The organism is Arthrobacter sp. B10-11, from assembly GCF_033142195.1.
In the GTDB taxonomy this organism is placed as follows: domain Bacteria; phylum Actinomycetota; class Actinomycetes; order Actinomycetales; family Micrococcaceae; genus Arthrobacter; species Arthrobacter oryzae_C.
Genome location: NZ_JAWMTH010000001.1, coordinates 251,566 through 274,662, shown reverse-complemented (window position 1 = coordinate 274,662; position 23,097 = coordinate 251,566). Strand labels below are relative to the sequence as shown.

Genomic DNA, 23,097 nt, shown 5'->3' with positions numbered 1-23,097 from the left:
ACACCAGAGAAACCACTCAAAAGGAGTTACGCAAGTGACTGAAATGTTCTACGACGACGACGCAGACCTGTCCATCATCCAGGGCCGGAAGGTAGCCATCGTCGGCTACGGCTCGCAGGGCCACGCCCACGCCCTGAACCTGCGCGACTCCGGCGTCGAAGTTACCATCGCCCTCAAGGAGGGCTCGTCCTCGATCGCCAAGGCACAGGATGCCGGCTTCACGGTCAAGAACGTCGCCGACGCCGCCGAATGGGCCGACGTCATCATGATCCTGGCGCCGGACCAGCACCAGCGCTCGATCTACAACGACTCCATCAAGGACAAGCTGACCCCGGGCAAGGCCCTGGCCTTTGCGCACGGCTTCAACATCCGCTTCGGCTACATCGAGGCACCGGAGGGCGTTGACGTCATCCTCATCGCTCCGAAGGCTCCCGGCCACACCGTGCGCCGCGAATTCGAAGCCGGCCGTGGCATCCCGGACATCATTGCGGTCGAGCAGGACGCCACCGGCGCTGCCTGGGACCTCGCCAAGTCCTACGCCAAGGCCATCGGCGGTACCCGCGCCGGTGTCATCAAGACCACCTTCACCGAGGAAACCGAAACGGACCTCTTCGGCGAGCAGGCCGTTCTCTGCGGCGGCGTCTCCCAGCTGGTCCAGTACGGCTTCGAGACCCTGATCGAGGCCGGATACCAGCCGCAGATCGCCTACTTCGAGGTACTTCACGAGCTCAAGCTCATCGTTGACCTCATGTGGGAAGGCGGGATCGCCAAGCAGCGCTGGAGCGTTTCCGACACCGCCGAGTACGGCGACTACGTCTCCGGTCCGCGCGTCATCACCCCCGAGGTGAAGGACAACATGAAGGCTGTCCTCGCCGACATCCAGTCCGGCGCCTTTGCCAAGCGGTTCATCGAGGACCAGGACAACGGCGGCGCTGAGTTCAAGGCCCTGCGTGCCAAGGCTGAGCAGCACCCGATCGAGGCCGTGGGCCGCGAGCTGCGCTCCCTGTTCTCCTGGCAGCAGCAGGACGAGGACTACGTCGAAGGTTCTGCCGCCCGCTAAGGCTGCCTGCAGCCAAGGCCAACGGCCGGGCGCCTGCCAGGCGCCGTACAGAAGCCAACGGTGAGGCCGGGTTCACACTTAACAATGTGAGCCCGGCCTTTCCGTCAGCCTAGACTTGATTTATCCCCCGGACTGCAACGCAGAGGATCAGCCGTGTCAAAACCCGTAGTACTGCTCGCCGAAGAACTTTCCCCCGCCACAGTCGAGGCCCTCGGCCCGGACTTTGAAATCCGCCAGACCGATGGCGCCGACCGTTCCCAGCTGCTCTCTGCCATCGCGGATGTTGACGCCATCCTGGTCCGCTCTGCCACGCAGGTGGACGCCGAAGCCATCGCCGCGGCCAAGAACCTCAAGGTCATTGCCCGCGCCGGCGTCGGCCTGGACAACGTCGACATCAAAGCTGCAACCCAGGCCGGTGTCATGGTGGTCAACGCACCGACGTCGAACATTGTCTCCGCCGCTGAGCTGACGGTGGGCCACATCCTCAGCCTGGCCCGTCACATCCCGCAGGCCAGCGCCGCGCTCAAGGACGGCGAATGGAAGCGCTCCAAGTACACGGGCATTGAACTTTACGAGAAGAAGATCGGCATCATCGGCCTCGGCCGGATCGGCGCCCTGGTGGCAGCCCGCCTGAAGGGCTTCGACACCAAGATCCTCGCCTACGACCCCTACATCACTTCCGCCCGCGCCGCCCAGCTGGGTGTGCAGCTGGTGACCCTGGACGAGCTGCTGGCGCAGTCGGACTTCATCACCATCCACATGCCCAAGACGCCCGAAACGGTCGGCATGCTGGGCGCCGAGGCGTTCAAGAAGATGAAGAAGACCGCCTACGTCATCAACGTTGCTCGCGGCGGCCTCGTTGACGAGGAAGCCTTGCACGCTGCCCTGAAGGACGGCGAAATCGCCGGTGCCGGCGTTGACGTCTTCGTCAAGGAACCCAGCACCGACCTGCCGTTCTTCGAGATGGACAACGTGGTGGTCACCCCGCACCTTGGTGCCTCCACCGATGAAGCCCAGGAAAAGGCCGGCGTCTCTGTGGCCAAGTCCGTACGGCTTGCCCTGGCCGGCGAACTGGTACCCGACGCAGTCAACGTTGCCGGCGGCGTCATCGCTCCGGACGTCCGCCCGGGCATCCCGCTGATCGAGAAGCTGGGCCGCATCTTTACCGCGCTGACCCACGCCTCGCTGACGCAGTTCGACGTCGAAGTTGCCGGCGAGATCTCCTCCCTGGACGTCAAGGTGCTGGAACTGGCCGCCCTCAAGGGCATCTTCGCCGACGTCGTGACCGAACAGGTTTCCTACGTCAACGCCCCGGTGATTGCCGAGCAGCGCGGCATCAACGTCCGCCTCATCACCACGCCGGACACCGAGTCCTACCGGAACCTCCTGACCCTGCGCGGCGCCCTGAGCGACGGCAGCCAGATCTCCGTGGCCGGAACGCTGACGGGCCCCAAGCAGATCCAGAAGCTCGTGGGCGTCAACGGCTACGAGGTGGAAATTCCCATCAGCGAGCACCTCGTGGTGGTGGCCTACGCGGACCGCCCCGGCGTGATCGGCACCATCGGGCACATCCTGGGCATGAACAACATCAACATCGCCGGCATGCAGGTTGCGCGCCAGGCCGAGGGCGGCCAGGTCCTGGCCCTCCTCACCATTGACAGTTCGGTTCCGCAGCAGGTCCTTGACGCAATCAAGGCCGGCATCGGTGCCGAGATGGTCAGGGAAGTCGACCTCGAAGACTGACTTCCGCCTATTCGGTGAACATCTCGTGACAGAGGTTAACTTCTGCCACGTATGATTGGCCGGTCTGCGTACAATGGCTGGGTCCGATTTTCGGATCCGGCCCGCAGACCGGCCATTATTTTTTGCACACCCGGCAGGGGACGCCTTCACATCCATTTGGAGTGACTGAGGTGTGCGCTCACGCAATACAGCTTTCAGGGAGCCCAATGAACGCCGTCCAGAGGTTCATCAGAAGCAGAGTGCTTTTGCTGACCGCGGCCATTTTGATCGTCGCCATGTGTTTGTCCGTCCTCGTCCAGGGCCAGTCACAGGCTGCGCTCAACCGTACAGTTGACCAGAATTCCCGCGGACTCTATGACATCCTGGTCCAGGCCAAAGCAGGCTCCGGCGGAGTGCTGATGCAGCCGGAAATCGCCAACGGCCAGGGTGGCATCAGTTTCGACCAGCTGGACGGCATCAGGAAGCTCTCGGGCACCTCGGTGGCCGCTCCGATCAGCCTGGTGTCACGCGTCTCGCAGAACCTCGAGTCCCCCCGGCTCGACGCCATGGATTACCTCGGATTCAACGCCGGCCTTGTGGGCACGGCGACCGCCGGGGAGCCGGGCGGAACGGACCCCAGCAAGTGGCCGGCGGCGGAATCGGTCTTGTCCGACGAGGCGAAGAAGTACCGGATGACGGCCAGTGCCGTCAGTTCGGACGGCCAGTCCGAACAGACCCTGTTCAAGTCCATGGCCGAAGGATCCCTCGGCAAGGCCAGGCTCATCGAAGAGCAGACGGCCGGCGGCAAGAGCATCCGCATCGCAGGCGCCGAAGGGGAAACCGGCATCAAGTTCCCGGCTCCGGCCGGAGGCTCCGAGCACAACCTCTTCAACCTGTCCGTGTCGCTTCCGCTGGCGCCGCAGGTGACTGAGTCCGTCGTCGCCGTCGACCCCGTGTCCGAGCGCGCGCTGCTGGGCACGGCAGGCGACTTCCTGGCGCCCCTCGAAAAGGCGCCGCCGGCGGACGCCCGGAACGCCGGGGCCATCGGCCGTCATTTCGAGAGCCTCTTCACTACCGGCATCAGCATGGAGGAGCTCGAGGAGGGTCCGGACTTCCTCGGCGTCAAACTCAAGTACTGGGCGCCCCTGATGACGCAGTACCAGCAGGCGAAGCGGACCGGCCAGCTGACTGCGGACTCCCAAGCCATCCCGCTGATCGTCCGCTCCGGCACCTCCCTGGACCTCAAGTACTCGGTGAAGATCGAGGAGATTGACGACTCCGGAAACGTGGTCAAGGACGTCGGCACGGTGACCCGCTCGCTGGACAAGGACTACCTGCCGTTCGTTTCCAAGTCACCGTTTGCGCTCTCGTGGCCCGGCTCGCAGGACTACTCCCAGCTTCTGGGAAACACCGGAAACTTCAGCCAGGGCCTGTACAACCCGGCAACCTGGAGCACCGACTTCGCGTCGGCCCCCAAGTACACGGACGGCTCCACCGCCGGCAACGGCGCCGTGGACAAGACCGCCACGCCGGGGGAGTGGGTGACCGTCAACCGGCTTCCGGAGAAGGGTGCCAACAACGCGCCCGTGGACCAGACCCAGCGCGAGCCCGTCGACGAGCGGTCCTACCGCGAAAGCCTGGAGACCGGTACCAAGGTCGCCGCGCCGCTGGCCATGGTCTACGGCACGTTCGACGCCGACAAGGTCCAGGAAGCCGCGGGGGACATCAACCGGCTGCCCCTGGGCGGCTACGACCCCGCACCGATGACCCTGACCGAGGATGCCCAGGGCAACAAGGTGGAGGACACCGAACTCAAGCCGTCGTTGAGCGCCACCGGCCTGGTCAGCCAGTCCGCCGGCGCGATCACCGACTACTACGGCCTCGCCGCCGCCCGCGGTTACGAAGAGAACGCTTCGGTCATCGACGCCGTCCGCGTCCGGGCCAAGGCGCCGGGCAGCTGGAAGCAGTCCCAGCCCGAGGTCGAGCAGCTCGCGGACGAAATCCGTGACATGGGCCTGGAAGCAACCGTCGTTGCCGGCTCGGCGCGTGAAGACGCCAACATCTTCGTGCCGGGCTACTCCAAGGACGGGGCCGGCAAGGAATCCGCGCTTGGCACCGTCACCCAGTCCTGGGTCCGCCAGGACGCCGCCGACGCCGTGTCCGGTTCCCTGACCGGAACCAACATCACGCTGCTGTTCCTCACCCTGTGCGGCGCAGCCCTGCTCACCGGCGCCTCCACCGTCAGCTACATCCGCCAGCGCCGCCGCGAAGCCGGCACCCTCCGTGCCATGGGCTGGACCCAGAACAGGATCCGGAGCTGGGTTCTTGCCGAATTTGGCGTGGGTGCCGCCCTCCTGGCGGTTGCAGGAACCATCCTGAGCCTCGTCAGCTGGAACCTCGCAACGGTCATCGTTTCCGCATCGGTACTGGTGCTCTATGCCGCCGCAGCGTACTTCGCGGCGCGGCAGCTGAGGCACCGCGACGAGGTGGACCAGGAACCGCAGCACGACGAGCGGCTGATCGCTGTCGACTCCCCGCTCACGTTCGCCAACCGCCAGCTGAGCACCAACAAGTTCAACACCATCTCGCTGGCAGTTGCGGTGGGCGTCTTTGGAGCGGCCGTTGGCGGGCTGATCGCCCTGCTGATCGACATCCCCCGGGCCGCCGGCGCGAGTGCCCTGAGCGGGCTGGCTGCCGCCAGCGTGGCACTGCCCAGCATCATCCTGGCCTTGTCCGGCGTGGCCGTGGGACTGGTATTGACCCTCGTGACCGGGCGCTTTGAGCTCCAGGCCAAACGCCAGTACCTCGGCACGCTCGAAGCGATGGGTTGGAACCCGGACATGCTGGGCCAGGTCCGGCTGTTCGAAAACGCCCTCGTGGGCACGGTGGCCTTGCCGCTGGGCGTGGTCGGCGCCCTCGGCATCGGGCTCCTGCTCGCCCCCTATGCTGCGCTCTGGGCCGCCCTGGCCGGACTCGTGGCTGTACTTTGCTGGATTCCAATTGCAACGAAAGTGGTCCAATGAACAACGACCTGAATCTCGACCGGATTCCCCAGGATGACGCCGGGGACGGCTCGCTCCAGACCCGCGCCAACACCATCCTGAAGGCCGCAGACCACGGGACCCCGCTGGAACTGAGCAACATCACGATCCGCTACGGCGGGCAGAAGGGCGGGGCCGACGCCGTCAACGTCGTCGAGGGCTTTGACCTGACCCTCCACGCCGGGGAAATGCACTGCGTCGCCGGCCGAAGCGGTTCCGGTAAGACCAGCATCCTGACCGTCGGCGCCGGACTCACGCTGCCGACGTCGGGCCGGGTCTACTGGGAGGGCCAGTCCCTCGAGAGCATGGGCGACGACGAGATCGCCGACCGCCGTCGGGCCCTGATCGGCTACGTCGACCAGGGCGGTGCCCTGATCGACGGCATGAGCGCGCTCGAGAACGTGCTGCTGCCGGCCGTTCCGGACGGCGAAGTTGACCAGCGCCGGGACATGGCCAAGGACCTCCTTGACCTCGTTGGCCTGGGACGCCGCATGCGCCACCGCCCGGCCCAGCTCTCCGGCGGCGAGCGTCAGCGCGTGGCGATCGCGCGTGCCCTGATCCTGGGCACCCGCGTGCTGGTGGTCGACGAACCTACGGCGAGCCTGGACCGCACCTCGGCCAACCGCATCATCAGCATCCTGAAAGACACCACGTCCGACGGAATTGCCGTGCTGGTGGCGTCACATGACCACGAACTTGTCCGTCTCAGCGATACCCTGACCGAACTGATCTAGATTTAGGGGTAGCAACCCACGCTGCCGGTCCCGCCACCGCTTCCGAAAAAAGGTAACTTCCCAGAGTGTCGTCTTCAGCCCAGACCCCGTTCTACATCACCACCGCCATCACGTATCCCAACGGCGTGCCGCACATCGGCCACGCGTACGAGTACATCGCCACCGACGCGATGGCCCGGTTCAAGCGCCTGGACGGTTATGACGTCTTCTTCCTGACGGGCACGGATGAGCACGGTATGAAGATCGCGCAGACGGCCGAGAAGGAAGGGATCACACCCAAGGAACTGGTGGACCGGAACGCCGAAATCTACAAGGCTGCCCATTCCGCCCTGGGAATCTCGTACGACCGCTTCATCCGGACCACGGACGAAGACCACTACGCCGCGTCCCAGGCCATCTGGAAGAAGATGGAGGCCAACGGTGACATCTACCTGTCCAAGTACGAGGGCTGGTACTCGGTCCGCGACGAGGCGTACTACGTCGAAGACGAGACCGTGGTCAAGGAAGACGGCCTGCGCTACTCGCGCGAGACGGACACCGAACTGACATGGACGGCTGAGGAGAGCTACTTCTTCCGGCTCTCGGCCTACCAGGACAAGCTGCTGGCGCTCTACGAGGCACATCCTGAATTCGGCGCCCCGCAGTCCCGGTTCAACGAGGTCATCAGCTTCGTCAAACGCGGACTGGAGGACCTCTCCATCAGCCGGACGACGTTCGACTGGGGCGTTCCGGTTCCGGGCAACGACAAGCACGTGATGTACGTGTGGGTGGATGCGCTGACCAACTACCTCACGGGCGTGGGCTACCCGGACACGGAGTCGGAGTCGTTCAGGAAGTTCTGGCCGGCCGATGTCCACGTGATCGGCAAGGACATTTCCCGGTTCCACGCCATCTACTGGCCGGCTTTCCTGATGAGCGCCGGCCTGGAGCTGCCCAGGCGGATCATGATCCACGGCTTCCTGAACAACAACGGCGTCAAGATGTCCAAGTCGCTGGGCAATGTGGTGGCGCCGTCGGATTTCGTGGCCCAGTACGGCCTGGACCAGGTGCGTTTTTTCTTCCTGCGTGAGGTGCCCTTCGGTGCCGACGGCAGCTACAGCCACGAAGCCATCGTGGGCCGGATGAACTCGGACCTCGCCAACAATTTCGGCAACCTGGCACAGCGTTCCCTGTCCATGGTCGCCAAGAACTGCGAGGGCAGGGTCCCGGTCCCCGGCGCCTTCACGGCGGAGGACACAGCCCTGCTGGCCCGGGCCAACGGGTTGCTGGATGCCGCCCGGGCAGCGTTCGAGAAGCAGGAATTCAGCCGTGCCCTGGAGTCGATCTGGGGCGTCCTGGGCGACACCAACGCGTACTTCGCCGAGCAGGCGCCGTGGGTCCTGCGGAAGACCGACGTCGAGCGCATGAACACCGTGCTCTACGTGACCCTCGAGGTGCTCCGGATCGTGGCCATCCTGGTCCAGCCGGTCATGCCGACGGCGTCTGCCGCGCTTCTAGGGACACTCGGCCAGCCCGACGGCGACGCCCGCCGCTTCGCTGCGATCGCCACGCCGCTGGTTCCCGGCACGGAGCTTCCCGCCCCGGCGCCGATCTTCCCGAAGTATGAGGAGCCGGCCGAGGCGTAAACTCCGCGGCCCAAACGCCGCCGGTCGCCCCTACGATTCCCGGGTCAGCCCCGGTCATTTCACCCGATGCTCCCTCACTTGCCAAGGCGGGTGGGGGAGCATCCTTTTGCCCTGGGGACGGCCGTGTCCGCCTCAGTTGCCGGCGGGGTGCGGCGGCCCGGGAAAGCCGTTCCAAGTAGTCCGCCCTATGCGTTCGAGTGAAGACGTCCGTAAAGCAAGTAATTGCCACCTGCGCCCGGATGAGTAAACGCGTACCAGTTACTCGGGTTTAACCTTCGCCGCAAACCTAGCCTGAAAAGGCAAGCGAACTGATGACACTGTCTGGGGAGTAACTGTCACCTTCATTTCGCTGTTTGAGGTCTCACACAGGTTTTGCTTTTCCTGGTCTCGAAGACGGTTACTCCGCACAGTCTGGTCAGTTCGAATCGGATTTGGTATGGAGGAACCGAACATGAAACGAACAATCGCCACTCTGGGGGTGGTGGGACTGGGACTCATGGGGGCCACAGTCGCGGCCTACGCCGCACCACCTGCTTCCAGCGACGAAGACAGCATCATCATCTGCCACGCCAAGGGCGGATCCGGGAGCTATACGGCAGTAGAAGTGAGTGTCAACGGGCTTTCGGGACACGGCGGGCACGCCGACGACGTTGTTCCGCAGAACACCGGCGACACGCTGCCGGGAGGCCAGAACCTGACACCGGCGAACCTGGCACTCCTGGCCAGCGGGTGCCTCGAAGCCGGCCCGGTTGATCCGGTGGATCCGGTGGATCCGGTTGATCCGGTTGACCCGGTTGACCCGGTTGACCCGGTGGACCCGGTCGATCCGGTTGATCCGGTGGTTCCTGTTGATCCGGTTGATCCGGTGATTCCTGGTGACCCGGTGGTTCCACCTCCGGCCAATGAGGACCTGGCGGTACCGCCGGCGCTCACTCCGGGCTCTGCCGCACCGGCTCCGGCGGCCGTTCCCGCGGCGGCTCCGGCTGCGGTTCCTGCGGCGGTTCCTGCGGCGGGCGCCGCGGTAACGCCGGTTGCGGCAACGCCCCGGGGGGCCGCCGCCGCGACCGTTCCGGCAGCCAACAACGCGGGCTATAACGTCCAGACTGCCGTTGGCAGCTCCGGCAACGGGATTCCCGCCTGGCTGGCCGTGCTGACCGGCCTCTTCACCGCGGTGGGCGGCTGGGTGCTCGTGAAGAGCGGCCTGCGGACCCGCGGCGCGGACGGCTAGGAGAGCCAAGCCGGGGCGGGCGCCGTGAGGTTACGACGCCCGCCCCGGCCGGTTCCCGGTATTCCGGCAATCCATTCCAGCATCCCGAGGAGCCCCGCCATGGTCCGTGACCACTGGAACCGGCGCAAGCATTCCGCCGTCGTCCGCGGCCCCGCCCTGACCTTGAGGGACCTTCTGGTGCTCGCCGTCTGCATCGCCGGGCTACTGGGAGCCTGGCTGGTGTACGGCGTAACCGGCCCCGGCAGCCAGGGGGCACCTGCTGTCGGGGAACCTGCGGCGGTAGTCCTGTCGGAGAGCCGGCCGGAGCCGGACGACGCAGCACGGGAGCCGGCACCGGCCACGGAACAGGCCACGCTGCCTCCCGTGCCGCTGGCCGACGGCGGGACATCCGCGCCGCCGCCTGCTCCTTTGTATCCCGCTGCAGCCGCACCGCAACGGATTACGTACCCCGCCGCCGGCATGGACGTTGTGGTGCATCCCCTGGAACCGCAGTCCGTCGACGCCGCGAGCCACAGCATCGTGCCGCCGGAGACGATGGACGGTTACTGGCTTGCGAACCTCGGAACGCCGGGGGACGGCTCCGTGAATACGAGCTACGTCATCGGCCACAGCTGGGAGGGGCTGGATGCGCCGTTCAACCACCTGAGTTCCGCCGCCGCGGCAGGCGACGAGCTGACGGTCACCACGTCAACCGGTGCCATGACCTACCGGGTGGACTCGGTGACCACTTATACCAAGGCGACCCTGAAAGACAGCCCCATCTGGGCGGTGGTGCCCAACCGGCTGGTGCTCATCAGCTGCTATACCGAGGATCCGTGGGGCAAGAATGTTGCCGTCGTGGCTTCGCCGGTATCGGGGCGATAACTCGCAGGTTCCTGCCGACGCCGTGGCGGTGTTCGGATGATGAGACAACTTGACCATCATGTGGATGGCTTCGTTACCCTGAAAAGATGAGCGCATCCACGATTAATCTGGCAGTCATCCCCGGCGACGGCATCGGCCCCGAGGTCATCGCAGAAGCCTTGAAGGTGATGGAGAAAGTTGTGGCTGCCGAAGGCGTCACCCTGGACCAGACCCACTACAAGCTCGGAGCCCAGCACTGGCTCGAGACGGGCGAGACCCTCCCGGAGGAAGTCCTCAGCGATCTCCGCACCCGGGACGCCATCCTGTTCGGCGCCGTCGGTGCGGCCCCCGGCGACACCCGGATCCCGTCCGGCATCATCGAGCGTGAGATGCTGCTGAAGCTTCGCTTCAGCCTTGACCACTTCGTCAATCTGCGCCCGTCCCGCCTGTTCGGCAGCGTGGGCAGCCCGCTTGCCAATCCCGGCGAGATTGACTTCATTGTGGTCCGCGAAGGCACCGAAGGTCCTTACGTCGGCAACGGAGGCACGCTGCGTGCCGGGACCAAGCACGAGGTCGCCACGGAAGTATCGTTGAATACCGCCCACGGCGTCGAGCGTGTGGTCCGCGACGCGTTCCGCCGGGCCAGCGAACGCCCGCGCAAGCATGTCACCCTCGTCCACAAGCACAATGTGCTGGTGTTCGCCGGCCACCTGTGGAAGCGCACCGTGGAAGCCGTGGCGCAGGAGTTCCCTGACGTCACGCATGACTACCTGCACATTGACGCCGCCACCATCTTCATGGTCACCGACCCTGCCCGCTTCGACGTCATCGTCACGGACAACCTTTTTGGTGACATCATCACCGACCTTGCCGCGGCCGTCACGGGCGGCATCGGCCTCGCGGCCTCGGGCAACATCAACATGGAACGCACCGCGCCGTCCATGTTCGAGCCGGTCCACGGATCCGCTCCTGACATCGCCGGCCAGCAGAAGGCTGATCCGACGGCGGCGATCCTGTCCGCTGCCCTGCTCCTGGACCACCTCGGCTATGCGGATGCAGCGAAGAAGATCGAGGCGGCAGTCATTGCCGACGTCGAAAGCCGCGATGGCCGGGAGCGCGCCACCAGCGAGGTCGGCGACGCAATCGCCGCCGCCCTTTAGGCGTCCGCATCGGGCGTAAGCTTGTTTCGAATCACCAACATGCTGCCGTGGTCCGACGCTGAACCACGTTCACACACCAGGCAGCCGACCGTGGAGGAACCATGACTCAGACTGCCCATGGCGTCGAATTCACCCATCAGCCCTCGGTAACCCCGAAGTCTGCTGAAGAGCGTGCAGCCATCCTGGCGAACCCAGGTTTCGGCAACCATTTCACCGACCACACTGCGATCGTCGACTACAGCGTCGACGAGAACGGCAAGGGCGGCTGGCATGACGCGCGAATTGAGGCATACGGTCCCATCTCGCTTGACCCGTCGGCAGCCGTGCTGCACTACGGCCAGGAAATCTTTGAGGGACTCAAGGCCTACCGCCATGCAGACGGTTCGGTCTGGACCTTCCGCCCGGAAGCCAACGCCGCCCGCCTCAACAAGTCAGCCCGCAGGCTGGCGCTGCCGGAGCTTCCGGAGGAGTACTTCCTCGGCGCCATCCGCGAACTCGTGCAGGCCGACCGCGAGTGGGTTCCGGCAGGGGACGGCGAAGCGCTCTACCTCCGCCCGTTCATGATCGCCACCGAGGCGTTCCTCGGCGTCCGCGCGGCCAGGGAAGTCTCCTTCCGCGTCATCGCCTCACCGGCAGGCAACTACTTCGGCGGCGAACTCAAGCCCGTGTCCATCTGGATCTCCCGGGAGTACGCGCGTGCAGGCCGCGGCGGAACCGGCGCAGCCAAGTGCGGCGGCAACTATGCCGCATCCCTCATCGCCCAGCAGGAGGCCGAGGCCCACGGCTGCAAGCAGGTCCTCTTCCTCGACCAGTTCAATGACAACGCCGTTGAGGAACTCGGTGGCATGAACGTGTTCTTCGTGATGAAGGACGGTTCGCTGGTGACGCCCGCCCTGACGGGAACCATCCTGGAAGGCGTCACCCGGATGTCTGTCATGCAGGTGGCCAAGGACATGGGCCGCACCGTCACCGAGCGCAAGATCACCCTGGACGAATGGCGCGACGGCGTCGCCTCCGGTGAGATCACCGAGGTGTTCGCCTGTGGCACCGCAGCCGTGATCACCCCCATCGGGGTGCTCAAGGACGACACCGAGTTCATCGGCTCCGAGGATGCGAAGGCGGGGGAGACCACCATGGCCATCCGCGAGCAGCTCCTCGGCATCCAGACCGGAACCGTCGAGGACACCCACGGCTGGCTGACCCGGCTCGTCTAGGCGGTAACGCCCAGTCTCCCGCAGAGTTCGACGGCGGCCCCACCTTCGGGTGGGGCCGCCGTCGTGCGTGACTGGGCTTCTTCAGGTTCCGGGTGTCGTCTTCGGAGTTCTGCTGATCCTCGTGGGAATCCTGGAGTCCTTCTTCTTCCGGGACCAGCGCTTTTACCGGCTCTTCCTTATCAATCCGGACGACATGGACGCCGTCCGCATGTGGACGTTCAATCTGGGGTTTTACAACATGACCTGCCGGCGGTCATTGCGGTACTCCTGCTCGCGTGAGGCCCCGCTCGTGCGGTTGCTGCTTCGGTGGGAAGATGGAACTGTGATCCCGGACGACCCCCGCGCCATGGTACGCAGCACAGAACTGGCCCGCTTCAGGCTGGCCCCCAACCCCGGGCCGATGAGCCTGCACGGGACCAATTCCTATGTCATCGCGGCTCCCGGGGCGGCGGGCACGGTTGTGGTGGATCCGGGACCGCTGGATGAGCCGCACCTGCAGGAACTTGCCCGGGCCGGCGCCGTCGAACTTATCCTGGTCACGCACCGCCACGCGGACCACACAGCCGCGGCCGCCCGCTTCGCCGAAATGACCGGGGCGCCCGTGCGGGCGAAGGATCCCGCGCACTGCCACGGAGGAAGCCCGCTGGTGGACGGTGAAGTGATCCACGCCGCCGGCACGGAGATCCGGGTGCTGGCGACCCCCGGCCATACGTCGGATTCGGTCTGCTTCCATCTCCCGCAGGACGGTCCGCGAGGTTCGGTCCTCACCGGCGACACGATCCTGGGCATGGGAACCACGGTCCTTGACTATCCCGACGGCACCCTGGGTGACTACCTTGCTTCACTGGACAGGCTGGAGCGGCTGGGCCCTGCCACCGTCCTCCCGGCCCACGGACCGATGCTGCCCGCCCTGGATACGATCGTCCGTGCCTACCGGGACCACCGCGAGGACCGCCTCGGGCAAATCCGCTCCGCCCTCGTGAACCTGGGGCCCGGCGCCGAGGTGGCCGAGGTGGCCGACGCCGTGTATGCCGCCGTCGATCCTTCCGTCCGGCCCGCGGCGGAACTGTCCGTGGCCGCGCAGCTGCATTACCTGCGCCTGGGCAGCAGCACGCTCCAGGAACCGCCGGGATAACGGCACAGGCTGTGCCGCGCCGCCGGCGCGGGCACACGACGCCAGATCCGGCCGGGAGTCCGGGGCACCCACCCGAGACGGTACGCTTGGAACCATGCGTATCGCCCGTTTTGTAGCTGATTCTGATCCCCTTTACGGCGTTGTCGAAGGCGAGTCCGGCAGTGAGGAAGTCACTGTCATCAAGGGCGACCCCTTCTTCAACGGCGTTGAACGCAGCACCGTTAAGTACAAGCTCGAGGACGTCCGGCTCCTTGCCCCCATCATTCCGCGCAGCAAAGTGGTGGGCGTCGGACGCAACTTCGTTGAGCACGCCAGGGAGCTCGGCAATGACGTGCCGCAGCACCCGCTGCTGTTCCTGAAGCCGAATACCTCGGTGGTGGGCCCCAACGATCCCATCGTGCTGCCGGAATTCTCGGACGAGGTCTCCTTCGAGGCCGAGCTGTGCGTAGTGATCGGCCGGATCTGCAAGGATGTTCCCGAGGACCGGGTCGACGACGTCATCTTCGGCTACACCTGCGGAAACGACCTGACGGCCCGCGATGTCCAGAAGACCGACCTTCAGTGGGCCCGTGCCAAAGGCTTCGACACTTCGGCGCCGCTCGGCCCGTGGATCGAGACTGAACTGGACACCGAAGACCTCCGGATCCAGGGCTGGCTCAACGGTGAACTTCGCCAGGACGGCAGCACGAGCCAGATGATCCGCGGCGTCCGTGAGCTCGTCTCGGTGGTGTCGCAGGCCTTCACGCTGCTTCCCGGCGACGTGATCATGACCGGCACGCCCGCTGGTGTGGGAGTGGTGGCGGCCGGTGACCGTTTCGACGTCGAGATCGAAGGCATCGGGCGCCTGTCCAACCCGGTGGTCCGGCGCTAGCAGCGAGGTCAGGCCCTCCGGGCAGGCGGTAAAGTTGGAGTCACTATGACTACTCCTTCTGTGTCCCACGCCGTCTCCAGTCCTGCCGCCACCACCGAAACCCCGGTCCGGGTGCGGTTCTGCCCGTCACCCACCGGCACCCCGCACGTGGGCCTGATCCGCACGGCGCTGTTCAACTGGGCCTACGCCCGGCACACCCAGGGCACGTTTGTCTTCCGCATTGAGGACACGGACGCGGCCCGGGACTCGGAAGAGAGCTACGAGCAGCTGCTTGAGGCCCTGAAGTGGCTGGGCATTTCGTGGGAAGAAGGCGTGGAAACGGGCGGACCGCACGAACCGTACCGCCAGTCACAGCGCCTCGACCTCTACAAGGACGTAGTGGCCAAACTGCTGGAAGCCGGCTACGCCTACGAGTGCTACTCATCGCCGGAGGAAGTGGAAGCACGCCACCGGGCTGCCGGCCGCGACCCGAAGCTGGGCTACGACAACTTTGACCGCAACCTGAGTGCCGAGCAGGTTGCCGCGTTCAAGGCGGAAGGCCGCGAACCGGTGCTCCGTGTGCGGATGCCCGATGAGGACGTCACCTTCACCGACATGGTCCGCGGCGAAATCACTTTCAAGGCCGGAAGCATCCCGGACTACGTGATTGTCCGCGCGGACGGCTCGCCGCTGTACACCCTGGTGAACCCCGTGGACGACGCCCTCATGGGGATCACCCACGTCCTGCGCGGTGAGGACCTGCTCTCCTCCACCCCCCGCCAGGTGGTGCTGATCCGCGCCCTGATGGAGATCGGCGTCGCAAGCTACATGCCGGTGTTCGGCCACCTTCCCTACGTCATGGGGGAGGGCAACAAGAAGCTGTCCAAGCGTGATCCGCAGTCCAACCTGTTCCTCCTCCGGGACCGCGGATTTATTCCGGAGGGCCTGCTCAACTACCTTTCCCTGCTGGGCTGGAGCCTGTCCGCTGACGAAGACATTTTCACGGTGGAGCAGCTCATCGAGCACTTCGACGTCCACGACGTCCTGGCCAACCCGGCACGCTTCGACATCAAGAAGGCCGAAGCGATCAACGGCACCCATATCCGGATGCTGGAAGCGGATGACTTCAGGGGCCGCCTCGTCCCGTACCTCCGCGCAGCCAACCTGGTGGGGGACACCGTGACCGCGCGCGAAGAAGAGATCCTCGCTGAGGCGGCACCGCTGATCCAGGAGCGCATCGCTTTGCTGGGCGAGGCACCGGAGATGATTTCCTTCCTGTTCAAGAACGACGACGCCATCGACGTCGCGGATGACGCCCGCAAAGGACTTCCGGAAAACCTCACCGAGGTGCTTGACGCCGCGATCGCAGCCCTGGGCGCCGTCGCCGACTGGACTGCCGAGAACATCCAGGCCGCCCTGAAGCAGGCACTTGTGGAGGGTCTTGGCATCAAGCCGAGACTGGCCTTCGGTCCCGTCCGGACAGCCATTTCCGGACGCCGGATTTCCCCGCCGCTGTTTGAATCCATGGTCATCCTGGGCAAGGCATCCTCACTGGCCCGCCTGCACGCTTTCCGCGGCTGATGACGGCCATGCGCGGCGACGGCGGCCGTGTCCTGCACACGGGCTTCGGCGTGGTCCGGGGTGTCCTGTTCGATATTGATGACACCCTGGTTGACCTCGAATACGCCATGACCACGGCGCTGCGTGATGTCAGTGAACATCTCCTGCCCGGCCTGGACCAGGCCGGGTGGGAGAAATTCGGGCGGATCTTTACGCACGAGACCACGCACTTCTACGACCGCTACCTGGCCGGTGAGCTGACCTTCAACGAGCAGCGCCTCCTCCGCGGCCGGGCAGCCCTGGGGCACTTCGGAGTGGAACTGGAAGAGGGGGAGGAATCCCATGCCTGGGTTACTTCCTACGCGGCCCTGCAACACGGCTATGTCCGTGCCTTCGATGACGTAGCACCGGTCCTCGACGCCCTTGACGACGCCGGAATCCCGTACGGTGCGGTGAGCAACAACGTGCACGACTACCAGCGGGTGAAGCTGGATACTGCCGGCCTGCAACGGATCACGGTGCTGGTGGGGACGGATACGGTGGGCGTGCCCAAGCCGGACCCGGCCATCTACCTCGAGGGCGTCCGCCTCCTCGGCAGCAGCGCCGCGGAGACACTCTATGTGGGCGACAACCGCCTGCTGGACGCGGAAGGTTCGACGGCGGCGGGTCTGCTGGGTGTGTGGCTGAACCGGAGCGGCGAAACCGAATCCGCCTTTTCAGGTCACCAGGTTGGATCGCTCGCCGAGTTGCTGGGGTAGCAGCGCCGGGCGGTGTGATTAACCTTCCGCCTGTGGCACAGCAGCTTTCCGCCGGTGGCGCAGCGCCACAAAGGCGCCCACTGAGCCCAGACTCAGTGCTCCGACCAGACCGACCGCGGTTCCGGCGTCGGGCTGTTCAATGACGTTCGACGGCGACACCGCGGATGCACTGGAGTGCAGGGTTTCTGTTCCGGCAGCAATTTTTGCGTTGCCTTCCGCAAGCCTGGCCGCCCCGGCGGCCAAGGCCTCGGAACCGGAAGCCAGCTTGGTGTTCCCCGCCGAGAGTTCCGAGGCTCCGGCGGCCAGGGCCTCGGAACCGCTCAGCAGCCCGGGGTTCGCGGGATCGGCCGGATCGCCCTTGATGCCGGAGTTTAATGCGGCGGTTCCGGTGGCAACCCGGGCGGAGCCCTCAGCCATGCCCGCGGTGGCCCGCAGCAGGCCCGGTCGGTCCGGGTTCCCGGGTACGCCGTCCATCCCGACCCTGATTTTGGCGGTGCCGTCGGCAAGCAGCCTGGTGCCGAGGACAACCCCGGGATTTGCCGGATCCTGGCTGTTGAGTTTCCCGCCCAGGGTGGTGAAGCCGGCGGTCAGCCTGCCCGCCCCGGCCTGCAGTTCCCCGGTGCCTGCATGGAGCCGGGTGGCACCGGACTGGAGCTGGGCTGCGCCGTCGTCGAGCTTGTGGGCCCCCGCCGCAATTTTTGCAATTTTGTCCCTGACGACCGCGAGCGGCGCGAGCCCCTGGACGGGGTCATCGGCGGCAGCCTGCAGCAGATCCAGGGCTTGCGCCAACGCTGCAGTGCCTGTGCCCGACTCCGGGCTGCCGTTGGGTCCGCGGTAGCCCTTGAGCCGGGTTGTTCCGGCCGCAAGCTGGCCGGCGCCGGCCTCCAGCCGCGAGGCCCCGCCGCTGAGCTGTGCGGCGCCGTCGGCCAGGTTGTTCTCCGCGTTGCCGGTCTCCGAGGGAGTCAGTGCCGCGGAGAGCTGCACCGCACCGGCAGCCAGTTTGCTGGCGCCCTCGTCGACTTCATATACCCCGGGGGCGAGCTTGTTGGCGACGTCCGCCTCAATTTTCGCCGCGCCCGCCGCGAGTTTGTCCGCGCCGGCCTGCAGTTTGTCTGCGCCGGGAGCGAGCTTGTTGGCGATACCGGCATGTATCTTCCGCGCCCCGTCGGAGAGCCTGCCTGCCCCGGCGTCTGCCAGGGTGGCGCCTGTGGACAGCTTCCCGGTGCCGTCCTTGAGCTGGTCTGCCCCGGCGGACGCCTGTCCAGCTCCGTCCTTGAGCCGGGCCGAGCCGTCCGTGATGCGGCCGGTGACCAGCGTGTAGAAACCCAGCAAGGCGATCAACAGCAGGGCGAGGACGGCAATGGCGATCTGCTGGCCGCGGGTTCGGGCTTTTAGGGGAGCAGTGGCACGACTCTGTGGCACGGGTGGTTCCTCTCGACGGGTCCTGGTGAACGCGGGCGGGCCCCGATGCTCCTGCCGTGATGCAGCTAACATCCGGACTTGAGCGTGGAGCTGCCGGTCATGGGCGTTCGGGGGATGTGGTTACTCGACGGTAACTTACCGAGCGTAAACTTATTGGGCCCGGGATTGCAAGGGTTTTCACGTATGTCGACGGCGGCGGAGGCCTGGCGCAGGCCGTCGGCCGTGCGCGAAGGGGGGCCGCGGGCCCCGATTTGTGCCAGCCAAAACTCTCGGGTAAAGTAATTACTCGTGCTGAGGCGCTGGGAGCAAAGGTTTAGGCCTGAATCTCCAGCCCGAAAGTTACTTTGGGATATGGTGTAATTGGCAACACTACGGTTTCTGGTACCGTCATTCTAGGTTCGAGTCCTGGTATCCCAGCTCTGAGAAAACCGCATTTCGATGCGGCGGATCGGGAGTTTCAGGCGGCTTGTCCGATTTGAAACACTGGCTCTGTGTATGAAACAATCACTGAGCTTGATGGTCGAAATACCATCTGGAAAGTACGCGGCCCCATCGTATAGCGGCCTAGTACGCTGCCCTCTCACGGCGGTAACGCGGGTTCGAATCCCGCTGGGGTCACCACTGAAACGGTCCCGGGCAACAGCCCGGGACCGTTTTTATATGCCCGGATACTTTCCGCGCAAATTCCCCGCCCAATGGTCTTTTCCCCTGGAGCCGCGAGGGGGATATGACCGCCTGGCGGGGATTTCCCGGGGCGATGCCTGAGCCGGACCCGAGCCGAACTGGCATGATGAAGCTGTGACGTCCCCATCTGAGAGTTCACCCCCGGGCACTGCCGCGCAGAATGTGCGGGCGGCCGCGGCCGTGGAACTGCTCGAAGCTGTCCGCCGCGACCTTGGTGCGGCGGTTCTTCCGCTCGCACTGCCCGGCGCGGACGCGGCCCGCCTCGATGTCAGGAATGCGCTTGCGCAGCTTGACGACTACATCCTTCCGCGCTTCCGCAGCCTGGATGCTCCGCTGCTGGCAGTGGTCGGCGGATCAACCGGTGCCGGAAAATCAACCCTGGTCAACGCCCTTGTGGGCCACCCGGTCACCAGGGCGGGAGCGATCCGGCCCACCACCCGGCAGCCGATCCTGCTTCACAACCCGGCGGACTCCGGCTGGTTCGAAGACCAGCGCGTCCTGCCGAACCTGAGCCGCATCAGGGGCACGGTGGTGGACACGCCGTTGCCTGCAAACCGGGCCGGAGCCGCACCGGACGCCGCGTCGATTTCCTCCCTGGTGCTTGTGGGGCACCCGGCGGTGCCGCAAGGAATCGCTCTTTTGGACGCTCCTGACGTGGACTCCGTCTCGGATGACAACAGGAGGCTCGCGGGTCAATTACTCGCCGCAGCCGACCTCTGGGTCTTCGTGACAACGGCCAACCGCTATGCCGACGCCGTGCCGTGGAAGCTGCTCCTTGACGCGGCGTCCAGGGACATCATGGTGGCGGTGGTCCTGGACCGGGTGCCGCCGGCCGCCGAAGCGGAGGTCAGCGCGGACCTCCGGACGATGCTCCAGCAGGAGGGCCTCGGCGGAGCACGCCTGTTCATTATTCCGGAGGTCACCCTGGACGGCCTTGGCATGCTGCCCTCCGGGGCTGTGGAGCCCCTCGGGCGCTGGGTGCGCGAGCTGGCGGCCGACGCCGCAGGGAGGGCCGACATTGCCCGACGGACACTGAACGGCACTGTGCGGGCCTTGGGCGGCCGCGTGGCCGCCCTCGCTCAGGCTTCCCTGGAGCAGCAGCAATCGCGTGACGTCCTGGCCGGGGATGCCCGTGCGGCCTACCGGGACGCCGCCGCCCGGATTCTGGACGCTACGCGGGACGGGGCACTGTTGCGCGGCGAAGTGCTTGCGCGGTGGCAGGACTTCGTAGGTACCGGGGAGTTCTTCCGCGTCCTGGAGCAGAACATCGGGCGTATGCGGGACCGGATGGGTGCGTTTTTCCGCGGGGAGCCGGCTCCGGCGGTCAAGGTGGAAACAGCCATTGAAACGGGGCTGCAGGCGGTGATCATGGACGAAGCCGCCAACGCGGCTGAGGATACAGACCGGCGCTGGCGCTCGGACCCTGCCGGCCGGCAGCTGTTGGGCACGGACGACCTTTCAGGCACCAGCGCAGGTTTCCCGGACCGGGTGGCGGCAGAGATCCGCGCCTGGCAGGGCGCCCTGTTGGAGCTCATCCGCACTGAGGGCCAGGGCAAGCGCACGCAGGCCCGGTGGCTGTCCTTCGGGGTCAACGGGCTCGGGGCCGCCCTCATGATTGTGGTTTTCTCGATGACTGCCGGGCTCACCGGACTGGAGATCGGCGTGGCGGGCGGTACCGCCGTCGTCGGCCAAAGGCTCCTGGAGGCCGTCTTCGGCGAGGACGCGGTGCGGCGGCTTGCGCAAACCGCCCGCGAGGACCTGAACACGCGGTGCCACAAGCTGCTGGAGGCCGAACAGCAGCGTTTCCTTGACCTACTTGACTTCGATGCACGGGTGACGCCCGAGGCCCTCTCGGGTCACGCCCGAGCGCTTCTGCGTCTGGCGGAGTCGGCATGAGCCGGCACAGCGGGACCCGTGAAGCGTCGCGGCTTGGCGCCCGACTGGAAGCCCTCAATGAGGCGCGGGAGCTCGCGGGGGGCGTGCTGCCCGACGACGCGCTGGACCAAGTGCTCGCGGTCCTTGAGCGCGCCAGCTCCCGCCGTTCGCTCTCTTCGGACCACACCGTGGTGGGGTTTTTCGGGGCGACGGGCAGCGGCAAGTCCTCGCTTTTCAATGCCGTCAGCGGCGCCGAAATCGCGACGGCGGCGGCCCGCCGTCCCACGACGTCGGAACCGTTGGCGGGTGTCTGGGGCGCGGAGGGCAGTGAACCGCTGCTGGACTGGCTTGGGGTCAGCAAGCGTCACGGCTCCGCGGCCGTGCCGGGATTCGCCGATGATGCCACCGGATTGATCCTGCTGGACCTGCCCGACTTTGACTCAACGAAGGCGGCCAACCGCGAGATTGTCCAGCGGATGGTCGGGCTGGTCGACGTCCTGGTCTGGGTGCTGGACCCGCAGAAATATGCCGACGCGGCGGTGCACAACGACTTTCTTGCGCCGCTTGCTACGCATGGGGCTGTCACGCTCGTGGTCCTCAACCAGATCGACCGTCTTCCGGAACCGGACGTCGCGCCGGTGCTGGAATCCCTGAAAGCCATCCTCGCCCGGGACGGCCTGGGCAAGGTCCAGGTCCTCGGCGCCTCTGCCTTGACCGGGGCCGGCGTGGACAGAGTCCGGGCGGCCATCCGCCACGTGGTGGTGCAGCGCCAGGCGCTGTCCCAGCGGCTGGCCGCGGATGTTTCCAAAGCCTCGGCGGAACTCGCCGAGGCATCCGGCACAGGGGAGGCAGCAGGAGTCAGGGCAGGCACCCGCTCCCAGCTGGCGGACGAACTTGCGGTTGCCGCCAACGTCCCGGTGGTGGTGGACGCCGTGTCCCGGTCCTACCGGCATGAAGCCACCCGGCGCACCGGATGGCCCCTGACCCGCTGGCTGGTCCGCTTCCGTCCGGACCCGCTGCGGCGGCTGAACCTGCGCCGCGAGGGCGCAAAATCCGAAGTCAACAGGACGTCGCTGCCGCCGGCGGGGGCTCCGGAACGCGCCAGGACGGACGCCGCCGTGCGGGAATTCGCGGATGCAGCAAGTGCCGGAGCTCCGGGGCCATGGCGCGCGGCCATCCGCGGTGCGGCGCGCGAAGGCCGGGACCAGTTGCCGGACGCACTGGACCAGGCCATCGCCGGGACCGAGCTGCTTGCCGGACGGAGGTCGTGGTGGTGGGGAGTGTTCAACGTTATCCAGTGGCTGGCACTCGTGACGGCGCTGGGCGGCCTGGGCTGGCTCGGGGTCCTCGCCGGCCTTGGGTATCTTCAGCTGCCGGTTCCGGAGGTGCCCCGGGTGGAGGGTTGGCCCGTACCCACCCTGATGATCGCCGGGGGAGTGTTGCTTGGCATGGTGCTGGCCGTGGCCGGGAAATTCCTCGCCGCTGCAGCCGCGCGGCTGCGGGCCGCCGCAGCAGGAAAGAAGCTGAGGGCCGCCGTGGCTGCAGTGGCGGACCGGCTGGTGGTTGAGCCGGTGGAAGTGGAAGTCAGCAGGCTGAAGTCCTTTAATGCGGCCTTGAAATCCGCCCGCCGCGACTAGCCGTTTTCCAGTGATGCCGCGGCGTCGCGCACCTTGATCATGGTGCGGAGGTTGCGCGTGGTGGTGGTGGATTTGTAGCGGGCCTTTGCCGACAGCTTGCTGAACGGGCTGTCAAGCGTGCCGCCGGCCGGTGCCAGCCAGGCCATGGCCTCCGGACCCAGCCGCTGCTGCTGCGTTCCGTCCAGCCGGGAACCGGCCTCGAACAGCTCGTCCAGCACTGAAGTGTCCGAACTGAGGGTGACGTAGGTGTGGGTCGTCTTGTCCTCGGCCGGGTACGGGCAGGCCTCGATCAACGCGGCCACCCTGGCAGCGGTCAGCACCACCACCCAGGCGTCGTAGCCAAAGGCCTCCCGCAGGCATGCTTCGACGTCCTTCTTGACGGCGGCCGCTCCGAGGCTGCTGGACACTACGACGTTGCCGCTGGCAAGGAGCGTCTTTACGCCTTCAAAGCCGTGTGCCGCCAAGGCGGTCTTGAGGTCCGCCATCTTGATGTTGATTCCGCCCACGTTGATGCCGCGCAGGAACACCGCATAGCTCTTCATGGGCACA

General features: G+C 66.2%; 17 protein-coding genes and 2 tRNA genes. 17 read left to right on the top strand and 2 right to left on the bottom strand.

Annotated features, from left to right (window positions below; translation table 11 throughout):
• Positions 1-34: 34 nt before the first annotated feature.
• The 13 genes from ilvC to RW112_RS01290 all read left to right on the top strand — a co-directional run bounded on the left by ilvC (position 35) and on the right by RW112_RS01290 (position 16,930).
• Positions 35-1,060, top strand: a complete 1,026-nt coding sequence (ilvC, locus tag RW112_RS01350) for a ketol-acid reductoisomerase (RefSeq protein WP_411709843.1) — start codon at positions 35-37, stop codon at positions 1,058-1,060.
• Between the two features lie 153 nt (positions 1,061-1,213).
• On the top strand, positions 1,214-2,803 hold the full coding sequence (serA, locus tag RW112_RS01345; RefSeq protein WP_305941413.1) for a phosphoglycerate dehydrogenase: 1,590 nt from the start codon (positions 1,214-1,216) through the stop codon (positions 2,801-2,803).
• Positions 2,804-3,009: 206 nt separating this feature from the next.
• Entirely contained in the window at positions 3,010-5,805 is a 2,796-nt protein-coding gene (locus tag RW112_RS01340) for an ABC transporter permease (protein WP_317780086.1), read from the top strand.
• Positions 5,802-6,557: an ABC transporter ATP-binding protein gene (locus RW112_RS01335; RefSeq protein WP_028271615.1), complete on the top strand. Its 756-nt coding sequence runs from the start codon at positions 5,802-5,804 to the stop codon at positions 6,555-6,557. The genes RW112_RS01340 and RW112_RS01335 overlap by 4 nt, the downstream gene beginning before the upstream one ends.
• Before the next feature lie 65 nt (positions 6,558-6,622).
• Positions 6,623-8,182 (top strand): methionine--tRNA ligase, encoded by a 1,560-nt coding sequence (metG, locus tag RW112_RS01330; RefSeq protein WP_317780085.1) that lies wholly within the window; start codon positions 6,623-6,625, stop codon positions 8,180-8,182.
• A gap of 451 nt (positions 8,183-8,633) precedes the next feature.
• Positions 8,634-9,410, top strand: a complete 777-nt coding sequence (locus RW112_RS01325; RefSeq protein WP_317780084.1) for a hypothetical protein — start codon at positions 8,634-8,636, stop codon at positions 9,408-9,410.
• Positions 9,411-9,509: 99 nt separating this feature from the next.
• On the top strand, positions 9,510-10,274 hold the full coding sequence (locus tag RW112_RS01320; RefSeq protein ID WP_317780083.1) for a class F sortase: 765 nt from the start codon (positions 9,510-9,512) through the stop codon (positions 10,272-10,274).
• Between the two features lie 86 nt (positions 10,275-10,360).
• Complete coding sequence (locus RW112_RS01315) at positions 10,361-11,413, top strand: 3-isopropylmalate dehydrogenase (RefSeq protein ID WP_305941408.1); 1,053 nt, start codon at positions 10,361-10,363, stop codon at positions 11,411-11,413.
• Positions 11,414-11,514: 101 nt separating this feature from the next.
• The gene (locus RW112_RS01310; RefSeq protein ID WP_317780082.1) at positions 11,515-12,627 is read left to right on the top strand and encodes a branched-chain amino acid aminotransferase; all 1,113 of its coding nucleotides are present in this window, start codon (positions 11,515-11,517) and stop codon (positions 12,625-12,627) included.
• A 346-nt stretch (positions 12,628-12,973) separates the two neighbouring features.
• On the top strand, positions 12,974-13,762 hold the full coding sequence (locus RW112_RS01305) for an MBL fold metallo-hydrolase (protein ID WP_317780804.1): 789 nt from the start codon (positions 12,974-12,976) through the stop codon (positions 13,760-13,762).
• A gap of 94 nt (positions 13,763-13,856) precedes the next feature.
• Complete coding sequence (locus RW112_RS01300; RefSeq protein WP_317780081.1) at positions 13,857-14,633, top strand: fumarylacetoacetate hydrolase family protein; 777 nt, start codon at positions 13,857-13,859, stop codon at positions 14,631-14,633.
• A gap of 45 nt (positions 14,634-14,678) precedes the next feature.
• Positions 14,679-16,193: a glutamate--tRNA ligase gene (gene gltX / locus RW112_RS01295; protein WP_317780080.1), complete on the top strand. Its 1,515-nt coding sequence runs from the start codon at positions 14,679-14,681 to the stop codon at positions 16,191-16,193.
• Entirely contained in the window at positions 16,193-16,930 is a 738-nt protein-coding gene (locus RW112_RS01290) for an HAD family hydrolase (RefSeq protein WP_317780079.1), read from the top strand. Before gltX ends, RW112_RS01290 begins: the two co-directional genes overlap by 1 nt.
• Positions 16,931-16,948: 18 nt before the next feature.
• Here the strand turns inward: RW112_RS01290 and RW112_RS01285 are convergent, their stop codons facing one another.
• Positions 16,949-18,352, bottom strand: a complete 1,404-nt coding sequence (locus RW112_RS01285; protein ID WP_317780078.1) for a hypothetical protein — start codon at positions 18,350-18,352, stop codon at positions 16,949-16,951.
• A 345-nt stretch (positions 18,353-18,697) separates the two neighbouring features.
• Here RW112_RS01285 and RW112_RS01280 point away from each other — a divergent pair.
• The 4 genes from RW112_RS01280 to RW112_RS01265 all read left to right on the top strand — a co-directional run bounded on the left by RW112_RS01280 (position 18,698) and on the right by RW112_RS01265 (position 22,548).
• Positions 18,698-18,769 (top strand) — tRNA-Gln (locus tag RW112_RS01280).
• 128 nt (positions 18,770-18,897) lie between these two features.
• Positions 18,898-18,973: transfer RNA gene (locus RW112_RS01275), tRNA-Glu, on the top strand.
• Between the two features lie 177 nt (positions 18,974-19,150).
• A complete protein-coding gene (locus RW112_RS01270) occupies positions 19,151-20,932 on the top strand; it encodes a dynamin family protein (RefSeq protein ID WP_317780077.1) in 1,782 nt (593 codons plus the stop codon).
• Positions 20,929-22,548, top strand: a complete 1,620-nt coding sequence (locus RW112_RS01265; protein ID WP_317780076.1) for a GTPase — start codon at positions 20,929-20,931, stop codon at positions 22,546-22,548. Before RW112_RS01270 ends, RW112_RS01265 begins: the two co-directional genes overlap by 4 nt.
• On the opposite strand, the gene RW112_RS01260 is transcribed toward RW112_RS01265, so the two are convergent.
• The gene (locus tag RW112_RS01260; RefSeq protein WP_317780075.1) at positions 22,545-23,090 is read right to left on the bottom strand and encodes a DUF1697 domain-containing protein; all 546 of its coding nucleotides are present in this window, start codon (positions 23,088-23,090) and stop codon (positions 22,545-22,547) included. The two genes, RW112_RS01265 and RW112_RS01260, sit on opposite strands and share 4 nt — an antisense overlap.
• Positions 23,091-23,097 lie beyond the last annotated feature (7 nt).